Genomic DNA, 26,791 nt, shown 5'->3' on the forward strand with positions numbered 1-26,791 from the left:
TGAACGTTGACGGTCATGATCCTCATGTCAATCATTGCATTTATAATTGACTGACCGGTCGGTTTATGCAAGAGTTTTGCGTCGCCATCGAAAGGGCGGCAGGGAGGAAACATGTCCGAATCCGACACCATTCTGTCGGCGCTCGCCGATGGCGTCTTGAGCCTCACGCTCAATCGACCCGACAAACTCAACTCCTTCAACGAAGAAATGCATCTTGCGCTGCGCGCCGGCTTCGAGCGTGCACATCAGGATGCGGATGTTCGCGCGGTTCTCCTGACGGGAGCCGGTCGTGGCTTTTCGGCCGGCCAGGATCTCGGCGATCGCGATCCGCGCAAAGGCACTCCGGATCTCGGCCATACGATCGAGACTTTCTACAATCCCCTGCTGCGCCTCATTCGCAGTCTGGAAAAGCCAGTAATCTGCGCGGTCAATGGCGTTGCCGCCGGCGCCGGCGCCAATATCGCATTCGCCTGCGATATCACGATTGCAGCCCGTTCCGCCCGCTTCATCCAGGCCTTCGCGAAAATCGGCCTCGTGCCGGATTCCGGCGGCACCTGGAACCTGCCGCGGCTGATCGGCGAAGCCCGCGCCAAGGCGCTGGCGCTGACGGCTGAGCCTCTGGGTGCGGAAACGGCGGCCAGTTGGGGCCTGATCTGGCGCGTGGTAGACGATGAAACGCTGATGGATGAGGCAAAGGCGCTTGCCATCAGGCTCGCCGCCGGCCCTACAAAAGGCCTCGGCCTGACGAAGCGCGCCATTCAGGCGGCAGCGACAAATTCGCTCGACGAACAGCTCGATCTTGAACGCGACCTTCAGCGCGAAGCAGGCCGCAGCGCCGACTATGCCGAGGGCGTCACGGCTTTCCTCGAAAAGCGCAAGCCGGAGTTCAAGGGCAAATGAGCATGGCCGACACGCTTTCCCCAGAGGCGCTTGCAGAAGCATGCGCAAAAGCCATGTGGGACGAAGACAATGCCAGCCGCCATCTCGCAATGGAGTTGCTTGCAGTAGCACCGGGTGAGGCTACGCTCTCGATGGCGATCACCGAAGCGATGACGAATGGTCACGGCACCTGTCATGGCGGTTACATATTCACGCTTGCCGACTCGGCATTCGCCTTCGCTTGCAACAGCTACAACCAGCGCACCGTCGCCCAGCACTGTTCGGTGACCTATATCGCGCCGGCCTTCAGGGGCGACCTGCTGACGGCGACGGCGCGGGAGGTGTCGCGCCGCGGCCGCGGCGGAATTTACGACATTGCGATCACCAATCAGCAGGGCGAGCAGATTGCGGAATTCCGCGGCCACTCGCGAACGGTCAAGGGCACGCTGCTGCCGGAATAGGGTTCATGCCGGCAGCGCCCAGCATTACCCGGAAAAATGCGCAGCGGTGTTCCGGCCGGAATGGGGAAGAGACAAGAGGATAAGCATTTCTGGAGGAGACATTCATGGAAAACCTTTCTCCGCGAGCCAGCGAGCTGGAAGCGATCGAGATAGCCTCGCGCGACGAGATTTCCGCGCTGCAGCTCGAACGCATGAAGTGGTCACTCACCCATGCCTATGAGAATTCGCCCTTCTATAACAAACGCTTCGATGAAGCCGGCGTGCATCCCTCCGATCTGAGGGCCTTGTCCGATCTCGCCAAATTCCCCTTCGCCACCAAGAAGGATCTTCGCGACACCTATCCTTTCGGCATGTTTGCGGTGCCGCGCGAAAAGCTTGCCCGGCTCCATGCTTCCTCCGGCACGACAGGTAAACCGACCGTCGTCGGCTATACCGCCAAGGACGTCGATACCTGGGCGAGCGTCGTTGCGCGTTCGATCCGGGCCGCTGGCGGCCGGGCCGGCGATCTGGTGCATGTCGCCTATGGCTACGGCCTGTTCACCGGTGGCCTTGGTGCACATTACGGCGCGGAAAAGCTCGGCTGCACGGTAGTCCCTGTCTCCGGCGGCATGACGGAACGGCAGGTGACGCTGATCCAGGATTTCAAGCCGCGCATCATCATGGTTACCCCCTCCTACATGCTGTCCATCCTCGATGAATTCCGCCGCCAGGGCATCGACCCCCGAGAAAGTTCGCTTGTCGTCGGCATCTTCGGCGCAGAGCCATGGACCAACGCCATGCGCGAGGAAATCGAACACGCCTTCGACATGCATGCCGTCGACATCTATGGCCTGTCTGAGGTCATAGGTCCGGGCGTTGCCAGCGAATGCGTCGAGAGCAAGGACGGGCTGCACATCTGGGAAGACCATTTCTATCCGGAGATCATCGATCCCGTCACCGGCGCGATCTTGCCAGATGGCGAACTCGGCGAGCTGGTGTTTACGACGCTGACCAAAGAAGGGTTGCCAATCATCCGCTACCGCACGCGCGACCTGACGCGGCTGCTGCCCGGCACGGCACGCTCGATGCGCCGCATGGAAAAGGTGACGGGGCGCTCCGACGACATGATGATCCTGCGTGGGGTCAATGTCTTCCCGACACAGATCGAGGAGCAGATCCTCAAATGCCGCGGGCTTTCGCCGCACTTCCAGATCGAGCTGACGCGCTCCGGCCGCATGGACAACATGACCGTTCATGTCGAATGCACGCTGGAGGCGGCGGACGAAATCGCGCGCGGCGTTTCGGCAAAGGAACTCACCCATCACATCAAGAGCGTGGTCGGTGTCTCGACGAAGATCGCCGTGCATCCGCCGGGCGGCGTTGTCCGCTCGGAGGGCAAGGCAAAGCGTGTGGTCGACAACCGCCCGAAAGAATGATTGGTGTCGTAGCGGATAGCCCGACAAGGATTTGATCGTGTATAGGAAGCATCGACCATTAGGCATGGATAATGTCAACCGGCAATGAGCAGAGCAGGATCACATGGCACGCACGCGCGCAGTTGATTTCGAGGAAAAGCAGCGCGGCATCCTGGCAAGCGCTGCGGCGGTCTTTGCCGAGGTCGGCATGGAGAAGGCCTCCATGTCGATGATCGCCTCGCACAGCAACGTCTCGAAGGCCCTGCTCTATCATTACTATCCCGGCAGAGATGCGCTGATCTTCGATATCGTGCAGACGCATCTGACAGAGCTGGAAAGCGCGATCGAAGCAGCCGATCGCACCGATGCAACGCCGCAGGAACGGCTGCGCCTGCTCGTGAAAGCCGTATTGAAAAATTACGAAGGCGCGGACAACGAACATCAGGTTCAGCTTAACGGCACGCATGCGCTCTCGCCGGAACAGCTGTCGGAGATCAGGACGATCGAGCGACGCATCGTCAAGCGCTTCTCCAGTGTGATCCAGGACCTCAACCCTGATCTCAACAAGAACAAGCCATTGCTGATGCCGGTCACCATGTCGCTCTTCGGCATGATGAACTGGGTCTATATGTGGTTCCGTCCCAACGGCCCGATCACCCGCGACGAATATGCCGATATCGCCACCACCCTCATCCTTGAAGGGGTCAAGGCCGTCCGTTGATATCGCGCCTCAATCGCCGAGCTTCATCCGTTCGAGAATAAGAGGATCATATTCCGGCGCGCGGATGCGACGGCGATCAGGCTCGGGCGCGGTGAGCGGCTCGACGGCCGCCAGCTTCTCCTTTGCCTCCAGTGCGAGGCGCTGATAGATGGCGGTACCCTGGCGCTTCCACGCAATCTCATCTGCCGTAAGCTCACGCACCGCTCGGGCCGGCGATCCCAGAGCAAGGCTGTTAGCCGGAATTTCGGCACCGGCCTTGACGAAGGCCATGGCAGCGACGATCGCATTCTCGCCGATAACGGCTTCATCCATGATGACGGCATTCATGCCGACCATGACATTGGCGCCGATGCGGCAGCCATGCAGCACAGCGCCATGGCCGATGTGCCCCGCCTCGCCGATCACAACTTCCAGATTCGGGAAGCTATGGACGACGCAGGTCTCCTGCACGTTCGAGCCGCGCTCGAGCACGATGCGCCCGAAATCGCCGCGCAGCACGGCGCCCGGCCCGACATAACAGGCCGGGCCGATGATAACGTCGCCGATGACGGTTGCGGCCGGATGCACGAAGGCTAAGGGATCGATGACCGGGATCAAGCCGTCATAGGAATAGATCTGCGCCATTCAGTCGGCTCCCAAACCTTCCACGTCGCGACCGGTTTCGGCTACGGCTTCCAGCCGCTGCGCGAATTCGCGACGCAAGGTGCGGCGAAGCTGGGCTGCCTTGTGACGGCGGATATCTGTCGGCGTGACCGGAACAAGCTCGGGCACGCGGACCGGTCGACCGGCCTCGTCAACGGCAACCATGGTGAAATAACAGGAGTTGGTGTGGCGGCGCTGGCCGGAACGGATATTCTCCGCTTCCACCCTTATGCCGACTTCCATGGAGGTACGGCCGGTATCATTGATAGAGGCCCGGAAGGTGACGAGTTCGCCAACATTGATCGGCTCCTTGAACAGCACCTGATCGACCGACAGCGTTACGGCATATTGCTTGGAATAGCGCGACGCACAGGAGAAGGCAACGCGATCGAGCAGGTTCAGAAGGGCGCCACCATGCACCTTGCCGCTGAAATTCGCCATATCGGGCGTCATCAGCACGGTCATTTCCAGGCGATGCGGGTCTTGCTCAATCGTCGTCATGCATTCACTCTCTTGTTTTCGCTACCATCGTCAGAACGTCATATTGCGCGACGACGGCATCCAGCTGGTTGGTCACCTTGCAATCCCAGCGCACCTCGCCGTGCTCGGCATTGATGCGGGGATTGATCTCCTTGCAGGTCAACTGCACCTGGAGCGTATCACCCGGATTGACCGGTGTCAGGAAGCGCAGATTATCGACCCCATAATTTGCGAGAACCGGGCCTGGAGCCGGATCGACGAAAAGGCCTGCCGCGAAAGAGACGATAAGATAGCCATGCGCCACCCGGCCCTCGAAGAACGGATTGGCCTTGGCTGCCTCCTCGTCCATATGGGCATAGAATGTGTCGCCGGTGAAACTCGCAAAATGCTCGATATCGTCGAGCGTGACGGTGCGCGTGGTGGTGACGAACTGATCGCCGACCGTTAGCTCGGCAAGCGATTTGCGGAACGGATGCTCGCTGCCGGTGCGCGCATCCGCCCCATCCATCCAACGTCCCGTCACGGCCGAAAGCAGGCGCGGAGTGCCCTGAACTGCAGTGCGCTGCATGTAATGCTTGACGCCACGGATACCGCCGAGCTCCTCGCCGCCGCCTGCGCGGCCGGGACCGCCGTGAACGAGGCCCGGCAAGGGTGAGCCGTGCCCGGTGGAACTCTTGGCACTCAAGCGGTTGCCGATCATGACGCGGCCGTGGAACGGTGCCAGACCGAGAACCACTTCCTCGGCAAAATGCGGATCATTGGTGAAGACGGAGGCCACGAGGCTGCCCTTGCCGCGTCGTGCTAGATCGACCGCCTCTTCCGCCGTATCATAAGGCATGACGGTGCTGACGGGGCCGAAGGCCTCGACATCGTGAATGGCACGCGCCGAGCCCGGCTTGTCACAATAAAGCAGAACCGGATTGAGGAAGGCGCCGGCGCTGGCATCGCCGGACGTGACGCGCGGATTGTCGGGATCGCCGCCGACGATCTCGGCCTCGATAGCGAGATCCCGAATGCGAGCGCGGACTTCCTCACGCTGGTCGAGGCTTGCAAGCGGCCCCATACGAACAGTCTCATCGGCCGGATTGCCGATCACCGTCTTGCCGAGGCGATCGTTCAAGGCGGCAATCAGCGCTTCACTATAGGAACGGGGCGCAATGACGCGGCGGATGGCGGTGCACTTCTGTCCGGCCTTGACCGTCATCTCACGGGCGACCTCCTTGACGAAGAGATCGAACTCCTCCGTGCCAGGAGCAGCATCGAGACCGAGAACGGCCGCATTGAGGCTATCGGCCTCCATGGTGAAACGCACGGAGTTTTCGATAATCGACTTGTGCATCTTCAGACGCTGGCCGGTTGCGGCAGAGCCGGTAAAGGTCACCACATCCTGGCCTTCGACATGATCGAGGAGATCGCCAACCGAGCCGCAAACAAGCTGCAGCGCACCTTCCGGCAGCAGGCCTGTTTCAATGATACGGCGAACCATCAGCTCGGAGAGATAGGCTGTCTGGCTCGCCGGTTTCACGATGGCGGGAACGCCGGCAAGCAAAGTCGGCGCGATTTTTTCCAGCATGCCCCAGCAGGGGAAGTTGAAGGCATTGATGTGAACGGCAACACCCTGTAGCGGGCTTAGGATATGCTGGGCGGAAAAGCTTTGATCCTTGGAGAGCTGCTCCGCATCGCCATCGAGCAGCACGCGTGCATTCGGCAGCTCGCGCCGACCTTTGGAGGCATAGGACAGCAGAGTTCCGATGCCGCCTTCGATATCGACCCAGCTGTCCGCACGCGTGGCACCCGTCGCCGTAGAGAGCGCGTAGAACTCTTCTTTCCTCTCGAGCAGCGCCTGCCCAAGCGCCTTCAGCATTGCGGCACGCTCATGGAAGGATAGGCGCCGCAGTGCCGGTCCGCCCTTGTCGCGGCCATGGGCTAATGTCTGCTTGAAATCGATACCGGAGGAATCGATGAACGCGACGGGTGCGCCGGTCGACGCATCAAGCAGCGGCACGCCTTCCTTGGCGCCGGCGACCCAGGTGCCCCCGACATAGCTTTCAAGCCGGCGCGGCTGTTTTGCCATGATGTTCATCCGTTTTTCCTTCCTTCATCTTTTCCGGCAATCCTGAAAGGCAAATAGCCGTTTGCTTTCCGGGCGTGGCTAAGCCAATCCGAGCGCAGAGAGCTGCGCATCGACATCGGCTCGCCATTCGGCCAGCAGGGTCTCGTTGGGCTGATGACGCAGGCCGAAGCGCGACAATGTCTCGAAGCGGGTCGAGCCGGCATGACCAAAGCTCGCGGCAACACGAGGGTACCAGTAGGCCATCGAAGGTCGCGCCTTGGCCCGCCCCTCATCATCGGCGACGATGCGGGCAAGACCGGCGGCGCCGAGTTCGGCGTGCCGCTTTTCGCGCGGCAGAATGGCACGGAAAGTTTCTGCCAGCGGCTGGTAGGAGACGCGCGCCAGCTCCTTCAACTGCACGACACTGGCAGCACCCATGAGCACATTCATGACGACAGCATCCACCCAGCCTTCGAGCGGGTAGTGGAATACGGCAAGCCGCATGTCGCCGCCGTGCCTCACAGCGCCTATATCGGCATCGCGGGCGAGCCGTGCCGCCCATGGATGCTGGACGGCATAGCGCTCGCCATCAACGCCGAAAGTCTCCATGATCTTCAGGACCTGACCGGCATGGTCGGTCTTTTCCAGCACGATGCGTGCCGCAGAAATGCGCTCCTGAATACCTGGGGCGTCGTTGATGATATCGGCAAAGCCGGCGGAACCGGCCAGTTCGCTATCGACAAAGCTCGCCATCAGACGCAAGAGTTCGCCGCGATAGCGCGGAGGCGCATTGTCCGGCGAGGAGAGCATCCCACCCTCCTCCAGATATTGCTCGATAGGCATCGTCTCGGACATCTTGTTCCTCCCTTCGACCCACACGCGCCTACTGGTCGTAGCTGACGGCGATGCGGTCGGTGAGCGGGTAGCACTGGCAGGTCAGCACATAGCCCTGGCGCACCTCGTAATCCTCGAGCGCGTGGTTGACCTCCATCTCCACCTCGCCTTCGAGAATCTTGGCGCGGCAGGTGGAGCAAACGCCGGCTTTACATGCGTAAGGCACGTCCATCGCATTTTCGAGCGCGGCATCGAGCAGGCATTGGCCATGCTTGGGAAATTTGAACGTTCGCGTCGCGCCGTCGAGCGTGACCGTTGCCTCGCACGCCGCGTCCTGGTCCGCGCCGGCGGCCTGTTCCACTTTGCGCCGCGCGCGGCCGGGCTGCGCGGAGGCGAAAAGTTCGAATTTAATCTGGTCGTCGCGCATGCCGTGCTCGCGCAGCGCCGCGGCAATTGCCAGCATCATCGGCTCGGGACCGCAGATGAAGGCTGTCGCAACCGACTTAATATCGATCCAGCTCTTGAAGAGCGCCTTGCATTTTTCCGCATCGATCCTCCCCGTAAAAAGATCGATTTCCTGCGCTTCGCTTTCAAGAATATGCAGCACCGATAGGCGGCCGAGATAGAGGTTCTTCAGATCATCGAGCTCTTCGCGGAACATGATCGAGCTGATCTGCCTGTTGGCATAGACCAGCGTGAAGACCGAGCGTGGCTCGCGCGCCAGCACGGTCTTGATGATCGAGAGAACCGGTGTGATGCCGCTGCCGCCGGCAAAGCCGAGATAGTGTTTTGCCGCGTCCGGCTCGATCGCCGTGAAGAAGGCTCCCATCGGCGGCATGGCTTCCAGCGTGTCGCCCGCTTTCAGTTTTTCGTTGATCCAGGTCGAGAAACAGCCGCCGGCCACGCGCTTGATGCCGACTTTCAATACGCCCTCGTCCTTGCCGGCGCAGATCGAATAGGAGCGGCGCAGCTCCTCATCATCGAACTTGCGGCGGAAGGTCAGATACTGGCCCTGCGTGAAATCGAAGATGGCTCGGTCCTCCTCGGATGGCGCAAGCGTGACGACGACCGCATCGCGCGTCTCGCGGCGCACATCGGTGACGGTCAGCGAATGGAAACGTGCCATGGATGCGGGCCTTGTCCTGTTGGGGTCAAATGCACTTGAAGTAATCAAAAGGTTCCAGACACTCGGTGCAGCGATAGCTTGCCTTGCAGGGCGTCGAGCCGAACTGGCTGATCTTTTCCGTGTCCGTCGATCCGCAGTGCGGGCAAGCGACAACGAGGTTGGATCGGCCTGCAAGCCGGTCAATGCGTTTCATCAGCACGCCATCGGCAGCGGTGCCATCGATCGGCGGGGCGATTCCGTAGGCGCGCAACTTCTCGCGGCCTTCCGCGCTGATCCAATCCGTCGTCCAGGCAGGCGACAGCCGGCGCTCAAGGCGCACATGGTCGAGGCCTTTTTCGGCAAGCGCCCGCTCGATATCGAGATTGATGACCGTCGTGGCGGGACAGCCCGAATAGGTTGGCGTCACCGTCACCACAAGCGTATCCTCGTGCCAGCCGACATCGCGGATGATGCCGAGATCGGTCAGCGAGATCACCGGGATTTCCGGATCCGGCACCTCAGACAGCCAGTGCCAGACCTCGTCGACCGAGGGATGCAGCGCGGTCACCATGTCAGCCTCCTACCAAGTCGCGCCCGGATAGGCGCGCTGCAGGAACTGCATCTCGGCCAGGAGATAGCCGAGATGCTCGGTGTGAACGCCGCGCCGGCCGCCCTTGTGCATGTAGCCATCTGCCTGGCGTTTCAGCGTCGCTTCGGTAAGTGTATCGGAGACGATCTCGTCCCAGCCCGCCTTGAGGCTTTGCGGTTCCGGGATCACGCCGGCCTGTGCCAGTGCCGCATCGGCGGCATCGCCAACGAACATTTCACCGGTGAAGGCCCAGAGATCGTCGAGAGCCTCCTGCATGCGACGATGGCTTTCGGCCGTGCCGTCGCCAAGGCGGATAATCAGGTCGCGGCTGCGATCGAGGTGATAGGAGACTTCCTTGAAAGCCTTCTCGGCGATCTCGGCGATGCGTCGGTCGGCAGATCCTTTCAACGCTTTCAGCAGCAGATAGTGCCAGGCGTCGAAGAGAAATTGTCGCATCAAAGTCTTGCCGAAATCGCCATTGGGGCGCTCAACCAGCAGGACATTGCGAAACTCGTAGCCATCGCGCAGATAGGCGAGTTCGTCGGCCGAACGGCCCTTGCCTTCCACCTCGCCCGCCAGAGCGAGCCAGAGTTGCGTCTGGCCAATGAGATCGAGTGCGGTGTTGGCAAGCGCGATATCCTCTTCCAGCGCCGGTCCGCGGCCGCACCATTCGGAAACGCGGTGGCCTAAGATCAGCGTGTTGTCGCCGATGCGCAGGAGGAATTCGACGAGAGCGGCCTGAGCGGCCGCCGGCTCAAGGGTAGCGGTCGCCATCACATGTGCCCCACTTCATCCGGAATGTCGAAAAACGTCGGGTGACGATAGACCTTGGAATTAGAGGGATCAAAGAGCGGGCCTTTTTCCGAGGGTGCGCTGGCGGTGATCTCAGACGAGCGCACCACCCAGATACTGATGCCTTCGTTGCGGCGGGTATAGACATCGCGCGCATTGTTGATCGCCATCTCGGCATCGGGTGCATGCAGGCTGCCGACATGGCGATGGTTGAGGCCATGCTGACCACGGATGAAGACTTCCCAAAGCGGCCATTCGCTGGACATGTTTCTCACTCCCTGAACTTTCGAGCCGCCTTATTCGGCGGCAATCTTTGCGGCAGCGCGGCGCTCGGCCACCTTTTCGGCATGCGCCGTCAGACCGTCGCGGAACCAGGCGCCATCGTCCCATGCCTGCTTGCGGGCATTCAGCCGCTCCGCATTGCAGGGGCCGTTGCCGGCGATCACGTTGAAGAATTCCTCCCAGTCCGGTTCGCCGAAATCGTAGCCACCCTTCTCCTCGTTCCACTTCAGATCGGGATCGGGGACGGTCACGCCGAGGTACTCCGCCTGCGGCACGGTCTGGTCGACGAATTTTTGCCGCAGCTCATCATTGGAATTCTGCTTGATCTTCCAGGCCATCGACTGGGCCGAATGCACGGAGGCATCGTCTGAAGGGCCGAACATCATCAGCGACGGCCACCACCAGCGGTTCAAAGCATCCTGCACCATGGCTTTTTGCACCGGCGTGCCCTTCACCATTTTCATCAGGATGTCGAAGCCCTGGCGCTGATGAAAGCTTTCCTCCTTGCAGATGCGGATCATGGCCCTGGAATAGGGGCCGTAGGAACAGCGTTGCAGGGGAACCTGGTTCATGATGGCAGCGCCATCGACCAGCCAGCCGATCGCGCCGATATCGGCCCAGGTCAGCGTCGGATAGTTGAAGATCGAGGAATATTTGGCCTTGCCGGAGTGCAACTGCTCATACATTTCATCGCGGCTGATGCCGAGCGTCTCGGCGGCACAGTAGAGATAGAGGCCGTGGCCGGCTTCGTCCTGCACCTTGGCAAGCAGGATCGCCTTGCGTTCTAGCGTCGGAGCACGGGTAATCCAGTTACCCTCCGGCAGCTGACCGACGATTTCGGAATGAGCATGCTGGCTGATCTGGCGGATCAGCGTCTTGCGGTACCCTTCCGGCATCCACTCCTTCGGCTCGATCTTCTGGCCGGCATCGACGCGCTCCTGAAAGGCGCGCTCCTGGGGATCCATCTCGTCGAGGGAGCGGATGCGGGCGTCGTCGGTTTTCACCATCTGTGCATACATTGATCTTTCCTCCGTCTTCGCGCGTCCGACGCGCTCGAGAATGATCGCAGGCCCGGGGTTGTCTCGAAGCGCATCAGCAAGGCCGCCGCGTTACGGCACCGCCAGTATAAGCCTGTTTCTCGTTCTCCTCCACGAAACAGCGATCCCGCGGCAAATGCATTAACCGACCGATCGGTCACTGTATTAACATGAGATATGTCACAGTACAAATGAATTTTCCAAATTTTTTGTGACATTTTAGACTATCATTTTTTGTGACATTTTAGACTATCAAAGAGTGCAGCGAGGCAACTGCTTCGCTATGTTACTGAGAGGATTGACCCTTCAGAGGGACTTGAGACGTTCGTGCCGATTTTGGCTCGCCGGCGTGGTCTCTTGAAGCTTGCCTGCCTCATTGATGAAATGGCGGCCAACATAAGCATCGGCTTTTTTCGACAAAAGCAGATAGAGATCGGCGAACAGCCGCCGTGCCTCCTCGCCCGGCCAATTATCCGGCAGCGCAGACTTGGGAAGATGCGGCTCACGCAGCATGATCAGGCGATATTGATGCACGAGCAACAGCCGCGCAATCAGGCAATCGAACGGCGATAGCGCGGCACAATTTCCGACGCGTTTGAAAAATGAACCGAACCGGGCAATGAATTCGCGATAGGCCTCTGCGAAACGCGGCAGGTTCCAGGCCTCTTCGGCAAATTCCCGCAATGCGCCGTTCTCGGTCGCCAGCTGCGCGTCGAAGACGACGACGTTGCTCGGCAGGGGCGGTGCTGGATGCGTTCCCACTGCCAGGCGCGGGTTCAACCTCGCAAACCCCTCCCGCTCAAGGCCCTGCATAATCTCTTCCGGCGCAGGTCCGTTGATGAGGACGAACTGCCATCGAACCGCGGGCTGCGGCCCATAAACCAGGCTGGCAGCCTCGACGAATTCGGCTTGAGCGGCGTCGGTCAGCCGATAGAAGCTGCGGCGCCCTTCGCGCTCGCCCACAAGCTGACCCGCCATAACCAATCGCGACACGGCGGTCCGCACCAGTGTCTCGGTAATCCCGACGCTCTTGCACGTCTCGATGAGGTTGCCGATCCAGACGACGCCTCCGCGCGGCTCGATGACATCGCCGTAGATCGTCACGATGAAGCTCGCCGCTTTTATCGGCAAGTTGATAAGGAGCGCCGCAACCGCTTCGCTCAAATCATGGCCGAGCTTGACGTTATCAGCCGACACTCCAACCCTGCTCCGCATCTGAAATTATTAGAGTTTATTAGCGTGAGACGCTCGCACTATTCAAGGCGAGTACGGACAGAGGCTTTATCGTGACACATTCGTCGGCAACGCCGTGGTGTATTTGACGCATTTCAGCGAGAAGTGCGACGATGAGCTCAGCACGGCTTCATGGGTCAGGATACCCCGCATCAAAAGCCCCTCATATTCCCTGACATCGGCAACGACCGCGCGGATCAGGTAATCCCACTCCCCCGACATGGAGTAGCATTCCAGCACCTCGCGATAGCTGGCGATGAACTGTTCGAAGTCGCGCCGCGTCGGCGGATCATGGGTCTTCATTTTGACCTGGCAGAAGACATTCAGCCCCTTGCCGATTTTGTCGGGATCGACAAGGCGAACCGTCCGGCCGAGCACGCCCGCGCTTTCCAATGCCTTGATCCTTCGCCAGCAAGAGGCAGGCGATGCGCCGACCTTTTCTGACAGCGCCGCCTGACTGATATCGCCTTCCTCCTGCAGGACGCGCAGAATCGCTCTGTCGACGTGATCAAGATCGAAATCTTCCATTCAGAAATCCGCCACTTATGAAACATATCTTTCAAAAGCTACGGCAAAGCCTGTCAAATTGAAAGGAATAGAGCTGACGCTTGAATTAAAATAGTTGAGCCATCTGTAGGAGGATCACATGGCCCAGCTTGCCTTCAAAAGCCACGAGCGGAACTCGCCCGACGATCACATCGACTGGCGCAAGGTTGCCTATCTCGTTCATCTCTCCCGGGCTCTCGACGAGATGGAGGAGAAGCGCCTCGTTCCGGAAAAGAAGGTTCTCTACCAGTTTTCCGCACGCGGCCATGACATGGCGCAAATCCTTCTTGGAATGCAGCTGACCGGCCTGCACGACGCGACCTGCGGCTATTATCGCTCGCGGCCACTTCTGCTTTCTCTCGGCGTCGACCCGGCCGATGCGCTGGGTTCAGCCATGGGCCGCGCCGGCGGCTATTCCGACGGCCGCGACATCGGTGTCGTCTTCAACTATCCAAACCGTTCCGGCGCCTCGGCCTTGCCCATGTGCGGCGGCGTCGGTGCGCAATACACGCCGACGGCCGGCTGGGCACAGGCGATGAAATACTATGCCACCACGCTCGGGCGCACGGAATACGCACGCGACATCGGCGTCGTGCTTGGCGGCGACGGCTCGGTTGCCTCGAACGGCTTTTGGTCGGCGCTGACCGCTGCAACCACGCAAGCACTGCCGATGCTGTTCTATATCGAGGACAATGGCTTTGGCATCTCGGTGCCTTCGACGGTGCAGACGCCGGGAGGGAATATCGCCGCCAATCTCGCGAGCTGGAAAAACCTCGCAATCTTCGATGGCGACGGCTGCAACCCCGCCGAAGCTGCGCATCTGGTGCAGGATGCCGTCTCCTTCGTTCGTGACGAACGCAAGCCGGCGCTTCTCAGGCTCACGGTTCCGCGCCTTGAGGGCCACAGTTTTCAGGACACGCAGGCCTACAAGAGCGAGGAAACCGTGAGGCGCGAATGGGAGCGCGATCCCCTGCCGCGCCTGAAAGATTTCCTCGTTCCCGCCGTGATGACAGCACAGGAATGGGATGTCTGCGAAAGCGACGCGCGCGAGACAGCCGAAAACGCCCGTGCGCAAGCCGAAAAGAGGCCGGTCGCCGACCCCTCCTCCGTGACCCGCCATGTGTTCTTCGACGGCGACATGCAGACGATGGGCGGCCAGCATCCCATGGGTTATTCCGCACCGGCCACGACAAGCGAACCGGAGACATCCGGGCCGCGCATCAACATGGTCACAGCAATCCGCAGAACGCTCGAACACGAGATGTCGATCAACGAGCGCGTCGTAATCTTCGGCGAAGATGTCGGCCCAAAAGGCGGCGTTCACGCCGTCACCCTGGGCATGCAGGAAAAATTCGGCAACGAGCGGGTCTTCGATACCTCTCTGTCCGAAGAGGGCATTATCGGCCGTGCGGTTGGCATGGCGCTCGCCGGGCTCGTCCCCGTTCCCGAAATCCAGTTCCGGAAATATGCCGAACCAGCGACCGAACAGCTGAACGATTGCGGCACTATTCGCTGGCGCACCAACAACCGTTTTGCCGCCCCCGTCGTGGTGCGCATGCCCGGCGGCTTCTTCAAATGCGGCGACCCCTGGCACAGCCAGACCAACGAAGTGGCCTTCGTACACCAACCAGGCTGGAAGGTCGCCGTTCCCTCGAACGCCGAAGATGCGGTCGGCCTGCTGCGTACCTCGATCCGCGGCAACGACCCGGTCATCTTCTTCGAGCATCGGGCGATGCTCGATCACGCTTGGGCGCGGCGCCCCTATCCCGGCGACGATTTCGCGCTGCCCTTCGGCAAGGCGAAGCTGACGCGGACCGGCAGCGACATCACCATCGTCACCTGGGGCGCCATGGTGCAGCGCTGCGAGGAAGCAGCCGAGGGTATCTCCGCCGATATCCTCGATCTCCGTACATTGATGCCCTGGGATCGGGAAGCCGTGCTTGCATCGGTCGCCAAGACCCATCGCTGCCTCATCGTCCACGAAGATCTCGAAGCCGCAGGCTTCGGCGCGGAAATTGCCGCCGTGATCGCGGACAAGGCCTTCACGGATCTCGATGCGCCGGTCTCGCGCCTGACCATGCCGGATATCCCCAGCCCGCATAACCCCGTGCTTCTCGACTGGGCCGTCCCGTCCAGCGAGCGGATCGCCAAGCGCATTGCCGAAATCCTGGAGTTTTAGGGATGACTGGTATCATCGAGATCACGGCTCCGATCGAGCAAGAGGGCACGAAAGCGGTTGTCCGAAACTGGCTGAAGCGGATCGGCGACCATGTCAAGGAAGGCGATGCGCTTGTCGAACTGGAAACCGACAAGGTGACCCAGGAGATACCGGCGCCATGCGACGGCATCCTGAGCGAAATCGCGATGGCGGATGGCGATGATGCCGCGCCCGGCGCGATCCTCGGACGGATGAGCATCGAAAATGCAAACGGTGGTGCAGCGCAATTGGCCCAGGTTCCGTTGCAGATACAGCCGGCTTCACCTGCCACGGCCTCCGCCGCCGCTTATTATTCACCCGCGGTTCGCAAGGCCGCCGAGGAATACGGGATCGACCCGGCCAGTCTGAAGGGCAGCGGCAGGGACGGACGGGTCACACGAGCCGATATGGATCATGCGCTGGAAACCGCCAGGCCGCATCCATCTGCGTCGGTGTCGCGGCAGGCTGAGGCTGGACAGACCTCGCCGGCAGCCGCGGTGGACGGCAAATCTCGCATCGTTCCCCATTCCGCCATGCGGCTTTCGATCGCCAGGCATATGGCCCAATCCCTGGCGACGGCACCGCAGGTCACCGCAATCTTCGAGGCGGATTTCACCGCGATCATGCGCCATCGCGAAAGTCACAAGGATCGTCTGAAGGCTGAGGGCGTAAACCTTTCCTACACCTCCTATTTCGTGGCGGCATCGATTGCGGCCATGAAGATCGTACCGGGGGTCAACAGCCAATGGCATGATGACGGCCTCGAGATCTTCGAAGACGTCAATATCGGGATCGGCATTGCATTGGCTGACAAAGGCCTGGTGGTTCCCGTGATCCGGCAGGCGCAGAAACTTTCGTTGGAGGCCATTGCCGTGCGACTTCAGGATCTGACGGATAAAGCGCGATCGAATGCGCTCAAGACCGACGACTTGAAGGGAGGAACCTTCACCATCTCCAATCACGGCGTTTCCGGCTCGCTGGTCGCATCCCCGATCATCATCAATCAGCCACAATCCGCCATCCTCGGCATCGGCAAGCTGGAAAAGCGCGTCGTGGTACGGGAGGTCGACGTGGTCGATACGATACAGATCCGCCCGATGGCTTACGTGTCCCTGACGATTGACCATCGCTCCCTGGATGGGCATCAAACGAATGCCTGGCTGACGGAATTCGTACGGATTCTGCAGAACTGGCCGCAATGAGCACGAGGGAGGAGCAAATGAACAAGACAGCGTTTTTCGATAGCCTTACGGAACAGAAGCCCGACCCGCTGCTTGAACTGATTGCCAAGTTCGCGGCGGATCCGCGATCCGGAAAGATCGACCTCGGGGTTGGCGTCTATCGCGATGAAACGGGCCGAACACCGGTCATGAGAGCCGTCAAGGCGGCCGAGCACCATCTTTGGGAAACCCAAGAGTCCAAATCCTATATCGGCCCTGAGGGCGATCATGCTTTTCTGCGCGCGCTGGCCCGCGAAATCTTCGGTGAACGCCACGGCGGCAAGCCGGTCGCGGGAATTCAGACCCCTGGGGGCACCGGCGCTCTGCGTCTGGCTGCGGAACTGCTTGCCCTCGACAAGCGGCGCAAGATCTGGATGGGCACGCCGACATGGGTCAACCATCATGCGATCTTTGCCGCGGTCGGCCTTCAGGTCGAAACCTACCGCTTCTTTGACATCGGCAAGCAGGCTATTCTCGTTGACGAGATGCTGACGACCCTGCGCAACGCAGCATCCGGCGATGCCGTGCTGCTGCAAACGAGCTGCCATAATCCGACAGGTGCAGGATTATCATCGCAGAACTGGCGAGACATCGCCGAGATCGCCGCCGACAAAGGATTGCTGCCGCTCTTCGACAATGCCTATCAAGGCCTCGGTCACGGCCGGGTCGAAGATGCGGCAGGCATGATCGATGTCATCGAAGCGGTCGGCGAGGCGATGGTTGCCGTCTCCTGCTCCAAATCCTTCTCACTCTATCGGGAGCGCACCGGCGCGGTCTATCTCTTCGGCGATCAGCAGGCGCCGTTGAACAAGGGCATCGGCAATCTGGCGAGCTATGCCCGCGCCAGCTATTCCATGCCGCCAGCGCATGGGGCTGCTATTGTTGCCGCGATCCTGCAGGACCCGTCGCGGCGCCAGGCCTGGGTCGATGAACTCAGCGAAATGCGCAACCGCATAGCCGAAATCCGCCGCGCCGCCGCCGAAGCCTTTGCGCAATTCCGTCCCGATCTCGCCAATATCGCTTCGCAGGAAGGCATGTTCTCCCTTCTGCCGATCCCTCCGGAAAATGTCCGGCAACTTCGGGCCGAACACGGCATCTACATGCCGGATTCCGGCAGGATCAACGTGGCAGGGATGCGTGTTACGGATGTCGCATCCGTCGCGAAGCGCATCGGTCCCTATCTTGCCTGAACATACGCCAAAATAGCCCGGCGTTTCGCGTAGAGACGTGATCGGGACGCGCCAATCGGCTCGCCGGCCGTAGCTTTTGCCGCGCATCCAACTCGGCAAAAGCACCCGGATTCCACTGCTGCCCGAACGCTATGCTCTGCCCTTAAGCGGACCGAGCGCGTGTGGGCTCGCGCCTATTGACCTTTTCATACATAAATATAATCTGCGTATATGCAAGATGGCGGTCAGGCTTGGCTGTCACGTCAATAGCCAGATCGAGATCCGGTTTAAGCATGAAGGCATGCCTTGTCCGCGAGGGTTTCGCTACGAGGCATTCTGCCTTTGGGAGGAGTAACTTATGACAAACGACAATCCGGCGCTGCAAAGCGCCGTGCGCAAGGCGACGATTCGTCTCCTGCCCTTTCTGGGCTTGATGCTGATCCTGAATTTTCTCGACCGATCCAATGTCGGCTTCGCCAAGGTGGCTTATCAGGCCGATACCGGTATTTCGGATGCAGCCTATGCCTTCGGCGCCGGCATTCTCTATCTCGGCTACGCCACCTTCGAAGTGCCGAGCAACCTGATCATGCAGCGCGTTGGCGCCCGCCTTTGGCTGAGCCGGATCATGATTACCTGGGGTATCGTCTCCGCCTGCATGGTCTTTGCCCACACACCAACGAGCTACTACATCGTGCGCTTTCTGCTCGGCGTTTGCGAAGCCGGTTTCTATCCGGGCGTTCTCCTCTATTTGACCTACTGGTTCCCCGCCAAGCAGCGAGCGCGCGCCACCGGCCTGTTCTATCTCGGCATTCCCCTATCGCTGGTGATCGGTGCACCACTCTCCGGCTGGCTGCTCACCCATCACGACGTCCTTGGCCTCACCAACTGGCAATGGATGTTTGCGGTCGAAGGCCTGGCGGCAACCGTCGTCGGCATCGCAGCCCTCTTCTTCCTGACGAGCCGCCCAAACGAAGCAAAATGGCTGACGGCGGAGGAGAAAAACGCGCTGAATGCCGTTATCGAGGCAGAAGAGCGCAGTAAGCTTTCCGAAGTGAAGCACTCGGTCTTCAGCGTGCTGAAAGACTGGCGCGTCCTCGCCTTCATCGGCATCTACCTGTTCATCCAGATCGGTGTCGGCCCGATCACCTTTTACCTGCCGGCGCGGCTAGCGCAGGCGCTCGGCGGCGGCGTCAATACCTGGGTCGGCGTGCTGCTCGGCCTACCCTGGCTTTGCGCGCTTTTCGCAACCCGCTTCTTCACCGTCTATGCCGACAAGCATGACAACCATCGCATCGTCTGCATCGCCATGCTGACGGCAGGCACCATCGCGCTAGGAACGATCGGCCTAACGATGAATCCGTGGGTGATGGTGATTGCGGCCTGCATCGCGGTTCCGGGCCTTGCCTCTTCGCAGCCGGTCTTCTGGAGCCTGCCGACCCGCTATCTCGGGGGCGTCGGTGCCGCTAGCGGCATAGCCTTCATTGTCTCGCTCGGCAATCTCGGCAGCTTCGCCTCGCCGCAGATCAAGGCCTATGTTGACGCAGCCACAGGCAATGGCGATATCGGCTTCTACATCCTCGCCGGCTGCTGCTTCCTGTCTGTCGTGCTGCTGATCGCGCTCGGCCCGCACCGCCGCTGGATCGTCGACGCCGAGCCGACCGCCGGTGGCAGCCGTTCGCATTGAAGGAAGAGAGCTTTCGATCCTCCCCCGCGATAGTGGGCGAGGATCGATAGGATGCGGCAAATCCGCCGCGCAACGTTAGCCCGCGACGATCTCTTCCAACGCCAGCGCCGCGCCCAACAGCCGCTCGTCATGGTTTCTCGGCGCCGACAGCAGGAAGCCAACCGGCATGCCTGCTTCACCCGTGCCGCAAGGCAGGGAGACGCCGCACCAATCGAGGAAATTGCCGATCGCTGTATTGCGCAGTGTTCTGCCATTGATCTTTACGAACAGCTCGTCATCCGCCTCCAAGGGGCCAAGCGCCGGCGCAACATGGGCAACCGTCGGATAGGCGATGAACTCGTTTGGCCCAAGCGTGTCAGTCACTTCCTTGACCAGTTGCTTGCGCACTTTGAGCGTTTCCAGATAGCCGACCAGTGTCGTCTTCTCTCCAAGGCGTGTCCGCGCGACAACACGCCGATCCATGGAAGCGGCTTCCGGTCCTGCCAGACGGCGGTGATGCAGCACGAAGGCCTCGGCAGTAACCAACGGCCCGTACTCAGCCATCAGCTCAAAGAGCCTTTCGAAAGCCGGAAAGGCAGCTCGCCGGATCTTAACGCCAGCGGCGCTCAATCTCGCCAGCGTCGCCTCGAAAGCTGCAAGAACACCATCCTGCGCATCATCCATGACGATATTTGTCGGCACCACGATAGAAAGCCCGGCGGCTTCGGCTCGCTCCACCTCGGGGACAAAGCACCCACGCATTGCGGTATCGACCCAGATCGCATCCTGGACGCTGCGGCACAAAGGCCCAAGCGAGTCGAGGCTGGTCGACAGTGGAAAGACACCGTCCATGCTGTAGCGACCATGGCTTGCCTTATAGCCGACAAGGCCGTTGAAAGCAGACGGTATGCGCACTGAACCGCCCGTATCCGTGCCGATCGAAACCGGCACGAGACCTGCTGCAACCGCGACGGCAGAACCGGAAGACGAACCGCCCGGAATGCGCGCGACATCGATCGCCCGCGGGTTTAGCGGGGTACCGTAATGCGGATTGAGGCCGAGGCCGGAAAAGGCGAACTCGCTCATATTGACCCGACCGACAGCCACCATGCCCGCAGCCTTCAATGCCTTGACGACCTCGGCATCGTCCTGCGCGGGCTTTGCATCCGCAAGTACGATCGACCCGGCTGTGGTCGGCAGGCCGGCGATTGCAAACAAATCCTTCCATGCGACCGGAATACCATCCAGCAGCCCGCGCGAACGCCCCTGACGCAGCCGTCGGGACGAAGCCGCCGCCTCTTCCTTCGCGCGCGTTTCCAACAGCCGCGTGAAGATCGCCTGATCCTTGTAGGTCCGGATCGCATCGAGGGTCTCCTCGGCCAGCGCGATCGGATCGAGACTGCCGGACTGGATCAGGACCGAGAGTTGGGCGATCGATTTGCCGAGATGTGTCTGTGTCATAGTCCCTGCTCTCCTTCTCAGCCGACCAGCTGCATCCAGCGGCGCACGAGATAATTGTGCTCATCCATTGTCGTATTCCAGACGGCAATACAATTGGCGCGCTGCCAATAGGATCCGCCGCTGCGCACAGAACCCTTTCTGATCCGGATCTGCCCATCCGGGCCGGGCAAATCCTCGGCCGCAGCAGCGCCCTCGTACCAATAATCCCATTCCGCCTGGGTCATGAACTGCCGCGAGCGCTGCGGTGTCGAAATGTAATAGCCCTGCCGTGCAACCACGGCACCCGGCCATCCCGAGATCCACCAATTCAGATAGTCATAGGCGACATCGAGCAGGCGGCCGTTCAAGTGTTTCGAAAGGCAGAGGCCGCCATGCCAGGCGCGATAGCCTTCGGCGGGCACGGCCTGCTCGACCGGCACACCCTTCGAATTCAGGATGCCGATGCCAGGCGACCACATGCTCTGCACGCTGGTCTCACCAGCGATCATCAGCCGCGCCGCATCCTCGGCGGTCTTCCAGAAATCCCGGAAGAAGCCGGCTTTCTTGCGCTCCTCCAAGAGATCAATCAGCTGGTCGATCTCCTGAATGGACATATTACCGATATCGCCGAAGGACATGAGGCCGGCGGCCTGTGCTGCGAGCGCAGCGTCAAATATTCCGATGGCGGGCTCATCCACCAGCGCCACCCTGCCTGCCCAGCGCTCGTCAAAGAGCGCGCCCCAGGAATGCATGCCAACACCATTCGGCGCCAGATCCGTCCGATAGGCGAAGCTGTCGAAATTATGCGTCGTCGGCAGCATCGAGATGAAGCGCGACGGCGTATCGCCGAGAGCGAGGTTCGGCTGCACGAAGAGCTTTTTCGCCGGCACATCGCCAAGCCCCATTCGCGGGTTGGGGCCGATATGGCCGGTCTTCGTCAGATCGTTGACCTCATCCCAGAGCACGATGCGCTGCGTGTCCACAGGCTGGATCGCGCGCCAGTGCCAGACGATATCGAGATTGTGGAAGCACTGGTCGTAGATATCGTAGGTTTCCGGCTCGCGGGCCGCCTTGTACTGCGTTGTCAGGAAGTCGTTATTGTCGAATGTCACGTCGATGCCGAGATCCTCCTGCGCGCGCAGGCGCAGTTCCTCCAGCAGTGAAATCGCTGTGCCGAGTACGCGCAGGCGCGGCCGGCCCTTCAGATGCAGGGCGGGAGCAGACATGCTTTTGGCGACGGACTCATGCTTGTTCATGGAGATCCCAATTGTCTCATCGCGCCGCAGCGATCGGGTAAGACGCGGCGGGCACGCGCGCCAATGTGAAGGCTTCGAAGGAGCGTTTCAATAGCGCGCCGTCGAGCCCATCCAAGATGAAGACCAGCCGCGAGTTACGATCTTCCGAAGGCCAACCTTCCATGTGCATCGGTGTATGAACCAGATGCTGGACACCATGAACCGCAACCGGGCGCTCCTCACCGCTGAGATTGAGAATACCCTTCACACGCAGCACCCGTTCGCCATGCCGATTGAGCAGCATGGTCAGCCAGAGCCCGAAAGCGGTCCAATCGACAGGCCTGTCTATGACGAGCGAAATCGAAGAAATGGCGGCCTGATGCGGCGCGCCGCCCGATGAGACGAGCTGCATCGGCTCATCGCAGTAAAAGCCGCTTTGCGAAAGGCTGCTTGTTGAGGCGTTGCTCTGGACCGCGACAAGCGAGGAAAGATCGAGATGCGGATCAGCCGCGATGAGGATCGGGGCATCGGGATTGAGCGTTCGAAGGCGAGCTTGGAGGTCGTATTCGCTACGATCCGCCTCAAGATCCGTCTTGGTCACGATCAACCGGTCCGCGACCGCCGCCTGCCTGTTGGATTCGATATAGGTGTCGAGCTGACGCAGCCCGTTCACCGCATCGACCGTCGTAATCACGTTGCCGGCGCAGAAATGGTGCCTGAGCACCGGATCGGCCTTGATGGTCGAAAGCACGGGGAAAGGATCGGCAAGGCCGGTGCTTTCGATGATGACGCGCCGGAATGGTGGCACCAGCCCGCGCTCGCGGCGGGAGTAGAGTTCCTTGAGTGCTGTGGCAAGGTCGTCACGCACCGTGCAGCAGACGCAGCCGGAGCGCAGCAGCACCATCTCGCCCTCGACGCTTTCGACGAGATCATGGTCCAGCCCAATCTCGCCGAATTCGTTGATGAGCACGGCGGTATCGGCAAAGGCCGGATCCGCCAGGATGCGCTTGAGCAGTGTCGTCTTGCCGGAACCGAGAAAGCCTGTCAGCAGATTGATCGGCAGGAAGCCGCCCGCCTCAATCGACATGCCGAGCCTCCATCCTTGCGACGAAAGCAGGGTCGAGCGGGTCACAGGGCCGGCCGACGAGCCTTTCGGCCGCCGGCCAGAGATGACCGAGATCCTCGATGATCTCACTCCTGCCTGTTCGCGTCGACAGGACGAAGGAGGCGCCCTGCCAATCGGAGAGGACAAGACCGAAACCCGAAAGCATTTCGTTGGCGGCACGCACGCGCTCGACTCGCTCACGCCGCCGGTCGAAGCTTGCGTGATTGCGGGTGAAGACGCCTGGCCGTGCCGCGGCATCCGTCCAGTGCTCATTGCCGCCGAGCACGCCGCACAGTGAACACATGGCAATCGCCTCCAACCTGATGCTTCGATACTTCAGCCTAGCCGGCTATTTCTTGCGCGGAAAGCGGGCTGCGAAATCGTCGGCGATCTCGTTCATCGTGACAAATTTGACGCCGGGATGCTTGACCATATGCGCATAGAGCCGCTCCAGCATCATCAGCACCTGCGGCCGGCCGGCGACGTCGGGATGGATGGTGATCGGGAAGACGGCATAATCCATCTCGCGATAGACCCAGTCGAACTGATCGCGCCACATCTGCTCGATGTGATGCGGATTGACGAAGCCATGGCTGTTCGGCGATTTCTTGATGAACATCATCGGCGGCAGGTCATCGAGATACCAGGATGCCGGGATTTCGATCAGATCGGTCTCCTGGCCGCGTTTCAGCGGTACCATCCAGTCCGACGGCTTGCGGGAATAGTCGATCTTCGTCCAGCTATCACCGACGCGCACATAATAGGGCGTGAAGTCATTATGCATCAGCGAGTGATCATACTTGATGCCGCGCTCCAGAAGCAGCTCGTTCGTCACGTTGGAGAATTCCCACCAGGGGGCGACATAACCGGTCGGGCGCTTGCCGGAAAGTTTTGTCACCAGCTCGATGCACTTATCGAGGATTTCCGTCTCCTGCTCGCGTGTCATCGCAATCGGGTTTTCATGGCTGTAGCCATGGATGCCGATTTCATGGCCGGCATCGGCCACGGCCTGCATCTGCTCCGGGAAGGTCTCGATCGAGTGGCCGGGAATGAACCATGTGGTCTTGATGCCGAAGCGTTCGAAGAGCTTCACCAGACGCAGACTGCCGACTTCACCGGCAAAAAGGCCGCGCGAGATATCGTCAGGCGAATCCTCGCCGCCATAAGAGCCGAGCCAGCCGGCGACGGCATCGACGTCGACGCCAAAACTGCACAAGATTTCCTTTGCCATGGGATGACCTCCTTCAATTTAAGTTTCTGTAATCAGTGAGCCGGGATGACGGTCGCATCGGCCGGATCCCAGGTAAGCATGACCTCGGCGCCTGGGGGAAAGGCGCCGGGCCGGTATTTGTCGACATGCGCCTCCAGCGCCAGGCCTCGGCCATCAGGCAGGCTGATGCCGATCTGCGAGATATGGCCGACCACGTCGAAGCGCTCGACGCGTGCGCCAACCACATTGCCGCCGAAGGTCCGGGCGAGATTTTCGCGCGCCGAGCCGCCCGCTGCGTGAACCTCGATCGCTTCCGAGGGGATGACGATGTTGACCTTGCTAGAGAGGCCGCCATTGGCACAGCCCGACAGCGTGCCAAATGCGGTGGAGACAAAAGTGTTGTCGGCCTCGGTGCCGGCAACCTCACCTTCGAAGATGGTGTTGCGACCGATAAACTGTGCCACGAAAGGCGTGTTCGGGCGTGTGTAGAGCTGAGCGGGCGGACTGATCTGCTCCACCCTGCCCTGGTTCATGACGACGATGCGGTCGGACAGCGCCAGCGCCTCCGACTGGGCATGCGTGACAAAAACGAAGGTCACCCCGAGCTTCTTCTGCAGCAGCTTCAGCTCATTCTGGATGGCCTTGCGCAGATTGGCATCCAAAGCACCCAGCGGCTCGTCGAGAAGCAGCACATCCGGCTCGACGACAAGGCCGCGGGCAAGCGCGATGCGCTGGCGCTGGCCGCCGGAAAGCTTGTCCGGCTTGCGATCGGCAATATCCTCCAGCCCGAGAGTCGCGAGAATACGATCGACCCGGACATCTCGTTCGGCCTTCGCCATGCCCTTGACCTCAAGACCATATCCGACATTCCGCCGGACGGTCATATGCGGGAACAGCGCATAGTTCTGGAAGATCATCGATGTCGGCCGCCTCTGCGGTCTGACATCGTTCATACGCTCGCCCTTGATCATCATGTCGCCGGAGGAAATGCTTTCAAAGCCAGCGATCATACGGAGCGTCGTCGTCTTGCCGCAGCCCGACGGGCCGAGGAAGGCGATGAATTCGCCCTTTCTGATCGATAGATTGAAGTCGATGACGGCGGGCGTGCCATTGTCATAGACTTTGCCGACATCGATGAGTTCCAAGTCATATATCATGGGAGATCTCCGGGCGTGGAGGAGGAGGCGGACATCGCCTCCTCGCGCGGCATGGGATAGCTGGCAGCAGCCATCGGATCAGGCATTGAGGAATTCATCCCACTTCTGGACGAGATGGTCGTATTCATCCGGCCACTGGTGCCAGTAGGCAACGTTCTTGGCGCGTTCCGCCAGCGAGCCGCCGTCGCGCAGGTCGCCTTCCTTGATGCCGCGCTCGGCAGCACCGACCCAAGGCTTGCCCTCGTACCAGAAGGCATACTTATCCGGCGCCATGACCTTCTGGATATTGGTCGACGGCGAATAATAGCCCTGTTCCGAAACGGTGATGCCGGGCTCGCCCGAGAGCCAGTAATCGGCATAGGCGATCACGGCTTCCTTGTTCGGCGTGCCTGCGATCATCGACGGGCCGATCGCCCAGCCACGATAGCCTTCCTTCGGCACGGCATATTTGCATGCCTTGCCCTGGGCTTTGACCGCCATGACAGCCGGCTGCCAGGCGTCGCAGACGACCATCTCGCCCGATGCCATCAGATTGACCAGCTCGCCGAAGTCACCCCACAGAGCGCGGAACTGCCCGTCCTTCTTCTTCGAAACGAGGAACTTCGCCGCTTCGTCGATCTCGGCCGTGCTCGGATTGCCGGGATTCTTGACGTTCAGAAGGCCAAGCGTGTTCATGGCCATGATCGCCTGACCGAAGGCGATCAGCGGATCGGTATTGAGACCTGATTTGCCCTTCCACTTCGGATCGAAGATCGCCGACCATGTATTGGCTTCCTCGGCGGAGAGAACGTCCGGATTGTAGCCGATGGAATCGTAGTTGTAGACCGCAGGCACCATGTTCAGCGTGGTCTTGGCATCATCGGCCCAGATCTGGCCGACGATCTGTTGCTTCGGCTCCCACTTGTCGGAAGGCGTGGTGAAGGTATCGCGGATATTGGCCCAGTTCTTCAAGGAAGCGGCCGGAACCGGCTCGACATTGTTGGTCATGACGATCGAGGGCAAGCGCTCACCGATGATCTCCCAGCAATCGTAATCCTTGGAGCCGGACAGGATCTTGGTCTGCGCGTCCGGAAAGGTCGCCGCTGTACCCGAGGTCTGGCCGACGCCGCTCACCTTGCGGAATTCATCAAGGATACGCTCCTGGACCGTGACCGAGAGACCGATGGTGCGCAACTGTTCCTTGGCAAGGTTCGCAGCCTGGGCGTAGGCCGCTCGCGACGACAGGAAGGGCGTGCCGCCTCCAATCGCGAGCGCCATGACGCCGGCGGAGTGCTTCAACAGAGAGCGTCTGTTCATTTCCATCTTGGACATATCTGTTCTCCAGTGCTGATTGCTGTTCCCTTGTGC

At 60.6% G+C, this 26,791-nt stretch carries 26 protein-coding genes; 8 read left to right on the top strand and 18 right to left on the bottom strand.

The window, feature by feature from the left end; genetic code table 11:
* The first annotated feature begins 111 nt into the window (after nucleotides 1-111).
* The 4 genes from paaG to FBZ99_RS21900 all read left to right on the top strand — a co-directional run bounded on the left by paaG (nucleotide 112) and on the right by FBZ99_RS21900 (nucleotide 3,455).
* On the top strand, nucleotides 112-900 hold the full coding sequence (gene paaG, locus FBZ99_RS21885; protein ID WP_113350791.1) for a 2-(1,2-epoxy-1,2-dihydrophenyl)acetyl-CoA isomerase PaaG: 789 nt from the start codon (nucleotides 112-114) through the stop codon (nucleotides 898-900).
* Nucleotides 897-1,340 (top strand): hydroxyphenylacetyl-CoA thioesterase PaaI, encoded by a 444-nt coding sequence (gene paaI / locus FBZ99_RS21890; RefSeq protein ID WP_113350790.1) that lies wholly within the window; start codon nucleotides 897-899, stop codon nucleotides 1,338-1,340. The genes paaG and paaI overlap by 4 nt, the downstream gene beginning before the upstream one ends.
* Nucleotides 1,341-1,444: 104 nt before the next feature.
* Nucleotides 1,445-2,755: a phenylacetate--CoA ligase PaaK gene (gene paaK, locus FBZ99_RS21895; RefSeq protein ID WP_145634788.1), complete on the top strand. Its 1,311-nt coding sequence runs from the start codon at nucleotides 1,445-1,447 to the stop codon at nucleotides 2,753-2,755.
* A 103-nt stretch (nucleotides 2,756-2,858) separates the two neighbouring features.
* A complete protein-coding gene (locus tag FBZ99_RS21900; protein WP_113329420.1) occupies nucleotides 2,859-3,455 on the top strand; it encodes a TetR/AcrR family transcriptional regulator in 597 nt (198 codons plus the stop codon).
* 9 nt (nucleotides 3,456-3,464) lie between these two features.
* Here the strand turns inward: FBZ99_RS21900 and FBZ99_RS21905 are convergent, their stop codons facing one another.
* From FBZ99_RS21905 to FBZ99_RS21955, 11 genes are all read right to left on the bottom strand, one after another.
* Nucleotides 3,465-4,079: a transferase hexapeptide repeat family protein gene (locus FBZ99_RS21905; protein ID WP_113350788.1), complete on the bottom strand. Its 615-nt coding sequence runs from the start codon at nucleotides 4,077-4,079 to the stop codon at nucleotides 3,465-3,467.
* Nucleotides 4,080-4,598, bottom strand: coding sequence for an acyl-CoA thioesterase (locus tag FBZ99_RS21910; RefSeq protein ID WP_113329422.1), 519 nt, complete (start codon nucleotides 4,596-4,598; stop codon nucleotides 4,080-4,082). It abuts the gene before it with no gap.
* 4 nt (nucleotides 4,599-4,602) lie between these two features.
* A complete protein-coding gene (gene paaZ, locus FBZ99_RS21915; RefSeq protein WP_113350787.1) occupies nucleotides 4,603-6,660 on the bottom strand; it encodes a phenylacetic acid degradation bifunctional protein PaaZ in 2,058 nt (685 codons plus the stop codon).
* Between the two features lie 69 nt (nucleotides 6,661-6,729).
* A complete protein-coding gene (locus tag FBZ99_RS21920) occupies nucleotides 6,730-7,485 on the bottom strand; it encodes a Phenylacetic acid catabolic protein (RefSeq protein WP_113350786.1) in 756 nt (251 codons plus the stop codon).
* Between the two features lie 28 nt (nucleotides 7,486-7,513).
* Entirely contained in the window at nucleotides 7,514-8,590 is a 1,077-nt protein-coding gene (gene paaE, locus FBZ99_RS21925; protein ID WP_113350785.1) for a 1,2-phenylacetyl-CoA epoxidase subunit PaaE, read from the bottom strand.
* Nucleotides 8,591-8,615: 25 nt separating this feature from the next.
* Nucleotides 8,616-9,140, bottom strand: a complete 525-nt coding sequence (gene paaD, locus FBZ99_RS21930) for a 1,2-phenylacetyl-CoA epoxidase subunit PaaD (RefSeq protein ID WP_162748759.1) — start codon at nucleotides 9,138-9,140, stop codon at nucleotides 8,616-8,618.
* 9 nt (nucleotides 9,141-9,149) lie between these two features.
* The gene (gene paaC / locus FBZ99_RS21935) at nucleotides 9,150-9,932 is read right to left on the bottom strand and encodes a 1,2-phenylacetyl-CoA epoxidase subunit PaaC (RefSeq protein WP_145634792.1); all 783 of its coding nucleotides are present in this window, start codon (nucleotides 9,930-9,932) and stop codon (nucleotides 9,150-9,152) included.
* Nucleotides 9,932-10,216 carry a 1,2-phenylacetyl-CoA epoxidase subunit PaaB gene (gene paaB, locus FBZ99_RS21940; RefSeq protein ID WP_113350783.1) on the bottom strand — a complete coding sequence of 95 codons (285 nt, stop codon included), beginning with the start codon at nucleotides 10,214-10,216 and terminating at the stop codon, nucleotides 9,932-9,934. Before paaB ends, paaC begins: the two co-directional genes overlap by 1 nt.
* 30 nt (nucleotides 10,217-10,246) lie before the next feature.
* The gene (gene paaA, locus FBZ99_RS21945; RefSeq protein ID WP_113350782.1) at nucleotides 10,247-11,251 is read right to left on the bottom strand and encodes a 1,2-phenylacetyl-CoA epoxidase subunit PaaA; all 1,005 of its coding nucleotides are present in this window, start codon (nucleotides 11,249-11,251) and stop codon (nucleotides 10,247-10,249) included.
* A gap of 324 nt (nucleotides 11,252-11,575) precedes the next feature.
* Nucleotides 11,576-12,466 (bottom strand): phenylacetic acid degradation operon negative regulatory protein PaaX, encoded by an 891-nt coding sequence (paaX, locus tag FBZ99_RS21950; RefSeq protein ID WP_145634796.1) that lies wholly within the window; start codon nucleotides 12,464-12,466, stop codon nucleotides 11,576-11,578.
* 84 nt (nucleotides 12,467-12,550) lie between these two features.
* Nucleotides 12,551-13,030: an Lrp/AsnC family transcriptional regulator gene (locus FBZ99_RS21955; RefSeq protein WP_069610127.1), complete on the bottom strand. Its 480-nt coding sequence runs from the start codon at nucleotides 13,028-13,030 to the stop codon at nucleotides 12,551-12,553.
* A 118-nt stretch (nucleotides 13,031-13,148) separates the two neighbouring features.
* Here FBZ99_RS21955 and FBZ99_RS21960 point away from each other — a divergent pair, with 118 nt between their 5' ends.
* The 4 genes from FBZ99_RS21960 (at nucleotide 13,149) to FBZ99_RS21975 (ending at nucleotide 19,318) form a co-directional block, all read left to right on the top strand.
* The gene (locus FBZ99_RS21960; RefSeq protein WP_113350780.1) at nucleotides 13,149-15,227 is read left to right on the top strand and encodes an alpha-ketoacid dehydrogenase subunit alpha/beta; all 2,079 of its coding nucleotides are present in this window, start codon (nucleotides 13,149-13,151) and stop codon (nucleotides 15,225-15,227) included.
* 2 nt (nucleotides 15,228-15,229) lie between these two features.
* Nucleotides 15,230-16,447, top strand: coding sequence for a dihydrolipoamide acetyltransferase family protein (locus tag FBZ99_RS21965; RefSeq protein ID WP_145634799.1), 1,218 nt, complete (start codon nucleotides 15,230-15,232; stop codon nucleotides 16,445-16,447).
* A gap of 17 nt (nucleotides 16,448-16,464) precedes the next feature.
* Nucleotides 16,465-17,655 carry an aromatic amino acid transaminase gene (locus FBZ99_RS21970; RefSeq protein ID WP_113350778.1) on the top strand — a complete coding sequence of 397 codons (1,191 nt, stop codon included), beginning with the start codon at nucleotides 16,465-16,467 and terminating at the stop codon, nucleotides 17,653-17,655.
* Nucleotides 17,656-17,992: 337 nt separating this feature from the next.
* Nucleotides 17,993-19,318: an MFS transporter gene (locus FBZ99_RS21975; protein ID WP_113350777.1), complete on the top strand. Its 1,326-nt coding sequence runs from the start codon at nucleotides 17,993-17,995 to the stop codon at nucleotides 19,316-19,318.
* A gap of 75 nt (nucleotides 19,319-19,393) precedes the next feature.
* Here FBZ99_RS21975 and FBZ99_RS21980 read toward each other — a convergent pair whose 3' ends face one another.
* From FBZ99_RS21980 to FBZ99_RS22010, 7 genes are all read right to left on the bottom strand, one after another.
* Complete coding sequence (locus tag FBZ99_RS21980) at nucleotides 19,394-20,758, bottom strand: amidase (protein ID WP_113350776.1); 1,365 nt, start codon at nucleotides 20,756-20,758, stop codon at nucleotides 19,394-19,396.
* Between the two features lie 17 nt (nucleotides 20,759-20,775).
* Nucleotides 20,776-21,993, bottom strand: coding sequence for an ABC transporter substrate-binding protein (locus FBZ99_RS21985; RefSeq protein ID WP_113350775.1), 1,218 nt, complete (start codon nucleotides 21,991-21,993; stop codon nucleotides 20,776-20,778).
* A 16-nt stretch (nucleotides 21,994-22,009) separates the two neighbouring features.
* Nucleotides 22,010-23,059: a CobW family GTP-binding protein gene (locus FBZ99_RS21990; RefSeq protein WP_113350774.1), complete on the bottom strand. Its 1,050-nt coding sequence runs from the start codon at nucleotides 23,057-23,059 to the stop codon at nucleotides 22,010-22,012.
* On the bottom strand, nucleotides 23,049-23,381 hold the full coding sequence (locus FBZ99_RS21995) for a hypothetical protein (RefSeq protein WP_113350773.1): 333 nt from the start codon (nucleotides 23,379-23,381) through the stop codon (nucleotides 23,049-23,051). Before FBZ99_RS21995 ends, FBZ99_RS21990 begins: the two co-directional genes overlap by 11 nt.
* Before the next feature lie 45 nt (nucleotides 23,382-23,426).
* Nucleotides 23,427-24,308, bottom strand: coding sequence for a polysaccharide deacetylase family protein (locus FBZ99_RS22000; RefSeq protein ID WP_113350772.1), 882 nt, complete (start codon nucleotides 24,306-24,308; stop codon nucleotides 23,427-23,429).
* Between the two features lie 32 nt (nucleotides 24,309-24,340).
* The gene (locus FBZ99_RS22005; protein WP_113350771.1) at nucleotides 24,341-25,444 is read right to left on the bottom strand and encodes an ABC transporter ATP-binding protein; all 1,104 of its coding nucleotides are present in this window, start codon (nucleotides 25,442-25,444) and stop codon (nucleotides 24,341-24,343) included.
* 78 nt (nucleotides 25,445-25,522) lie between these two features.
* A complete protein-coding gene (locus FBZ99_RS22010) occupies nucleotides 25,523-26,755 on the bottom strand; it encodes an ABC transporter substrate-binding protein (protein WP_113329440.1) in 1,233 nt (410 codons plus the stop codon).
* Between the last annotated feature and the right edge of the window lie 36 nt (nucleotides 26,756-26,791).

It is taken from the genome of Rhizobium sp. ERR 1071, from assembly GCF_007828675.1.
GTDB lineage: Bacteria > Pseudomonadota > Alphaproteobacteria > Rhizobiales > Rhizobiaceae > Rhizobium > Rhizobium dioscoreae.

Coding starts and splice junctions, on each gene's coding strand:
- FBZ99_RS21960 (WP_113350780.1), top strand. CDS start 13,149: ATGGCCCAGCTTGCCTTCAAAAGCCACGAGCGGAACTCGCCCGACGAT.
- paaA (WP_113350782.1), bottom strand. CDS start 11,251: ATGTATGCACAGATGGTGAAAACCGACGACGCCCGCATCCGCTCCCTC.
- paaD (WP_162748759.1), bottom strand. CDS start 9,140: ATGGTGACCGCGCTGCATCCCTCGGTCGACGAGGTCTGGCACTGGCTG.
- FBZ99_RS21970 (WP_113350778.1), top strand. CDS start 16,465: ATGAACAAGACAGCGTTTTTCGATAGCCTTACGGAACAGAAGCCCGAC.
- FBZ99_RS22005 (WP_113350771.1), bottom strand. CDS start 25,444: ATGATATATGACTTGGAACTCATCGATGTCGGCAAAGTCTATGACAAT.
- paaE (WP_113350785.1), bottom strand. CDS start 8,590: ATGGCACGTTTCCATTCGCTGACCGTCACCGATGTGCGCCGCGAGACG.
- FBZ99_RS22010 (WP_113329440.1), bottom strand. CDS start 26,755: ATGTCCAAGATGGAAATGAACAGACGCTCTCTGTTGAAGCACTCCGCC.
- FBZ99_RS21990 (WP_113350774.1), bottom strand. CDS start 23,059: ATGTCGATTGAGGCGGGCGGCTTCCTGCCGATCAATCTGCTGACAGGC.
- FBZ99_RS21980 (WP_113350776.1), bottom strand. CDS start 20,758: ATGACACAGACACATCTCGGCAAATCGATCGCCCAACTCTCGGTCCTG.
- FBZ99_RS22000 (WP_113350772.1), bottom strand. CDS start 24,308: ATGGCAAAGGAAATCTTGTGCAGTTTTGGCGTCGACGTCGATGCCGTC.
- FBZ99_RS21905 (WP_113350788.1), bottom strand. CDS start 4,079: ATGGCGCAGATCTATTCCTATGACGGCTTGATCCCGGTCATCGATCCC.
- FBZ99_RS21920 (WP_113350786.1), bottom strand. CDS start 7,485: ATGTCCGAGACGATGCCTATCGAGCAATATCTGGAGGAGGGTGGGATG.
- FBZ99_RS21985 (WP_113350775.1), bottom strand. CDS start 21,993: ATGAACAAGCATGAGTCCGTCGCCAAAAGCATGTCTGCTCCCGCCCTG.
- paaK (WP_145634788.1), top strand. CDS start 1,445: ATGGAAAACCTTTCTCCGCGAGCCAGCGAGCTGGAAGCGATCGAGATA.
- FBZ99_RS21955 (WP_069610127.1), bottom strand. CDS start 13,030: ATGGAAGATTTCGATCTTGATCACGTCGACAGAGCGATTCTGCGCGTC.
- FBZ99_RS21910 (WP_113329422.1), bottom strand. CDS start 4,598: ATGACGACGATTGAGCAAGACCCGCATCGCCTGGAAATGACCGTGCTG.
- FBZ99_RS21995 (WP_113350773.1), bottom strand. CDS start 23,381: ATGTGTTCACTGTGCGGCGTGCTCGGCGGCAATGAGCACTGGACGGAT.
- paaZ (WP_113350787.1), bottom strand. CDS start 6,660: ATGAACATCATGGCAAAACAGCCGCGCCGGCTTGAAAGCTATGTCGGG.
- paaI (WP_113350790.1), top strand. CDS start 897: ATGAGCATGGCCGACACGCTTTCCCCAGAGGCGCTTGCAGAAGCATGC.
- FBZ99_RS21975 (WP_113350777.1), top strand. CDS start 17,993: ATGACAAACGACAATCCGGCGCTGCAAAGCGCCGTGCGCAAGGCGACG.
- paaB (WP_113350783.1), bottom strand. CDS start 10,216: ATGTCCAGCGAATGGCCGCTTTGGGAAGTCTTCATCCGTGGTCAGCAT.
- FBZ99_RS21965 (WP_145634799.1), top strand. CDS start 15,230: ATGACTGGTATCATCGAGATCACGGCTCCGATCGAGCAAGAGGGCACG.
- paaG (WP_113350791.1), top strand. CDS start 112: ATGTCCGAATCCGACACCATTCTGTCGGCGCTCGCCGATGGCGTCTTG.
- FBZ99_RS21900 (WP_113329420.1), top strand. CDS start 2,859: ATGGCACGCACGCGCGCAGTTGATTTCGAGGAAAAGCAGCGCGGCATC.
- paaC (WP_145634792.1), bottom strand. CDS start 9,932: ATGGCGACCGCTACCCTTGAGCCGGCGGCCGCTCAGGCCGCTCTCGTC.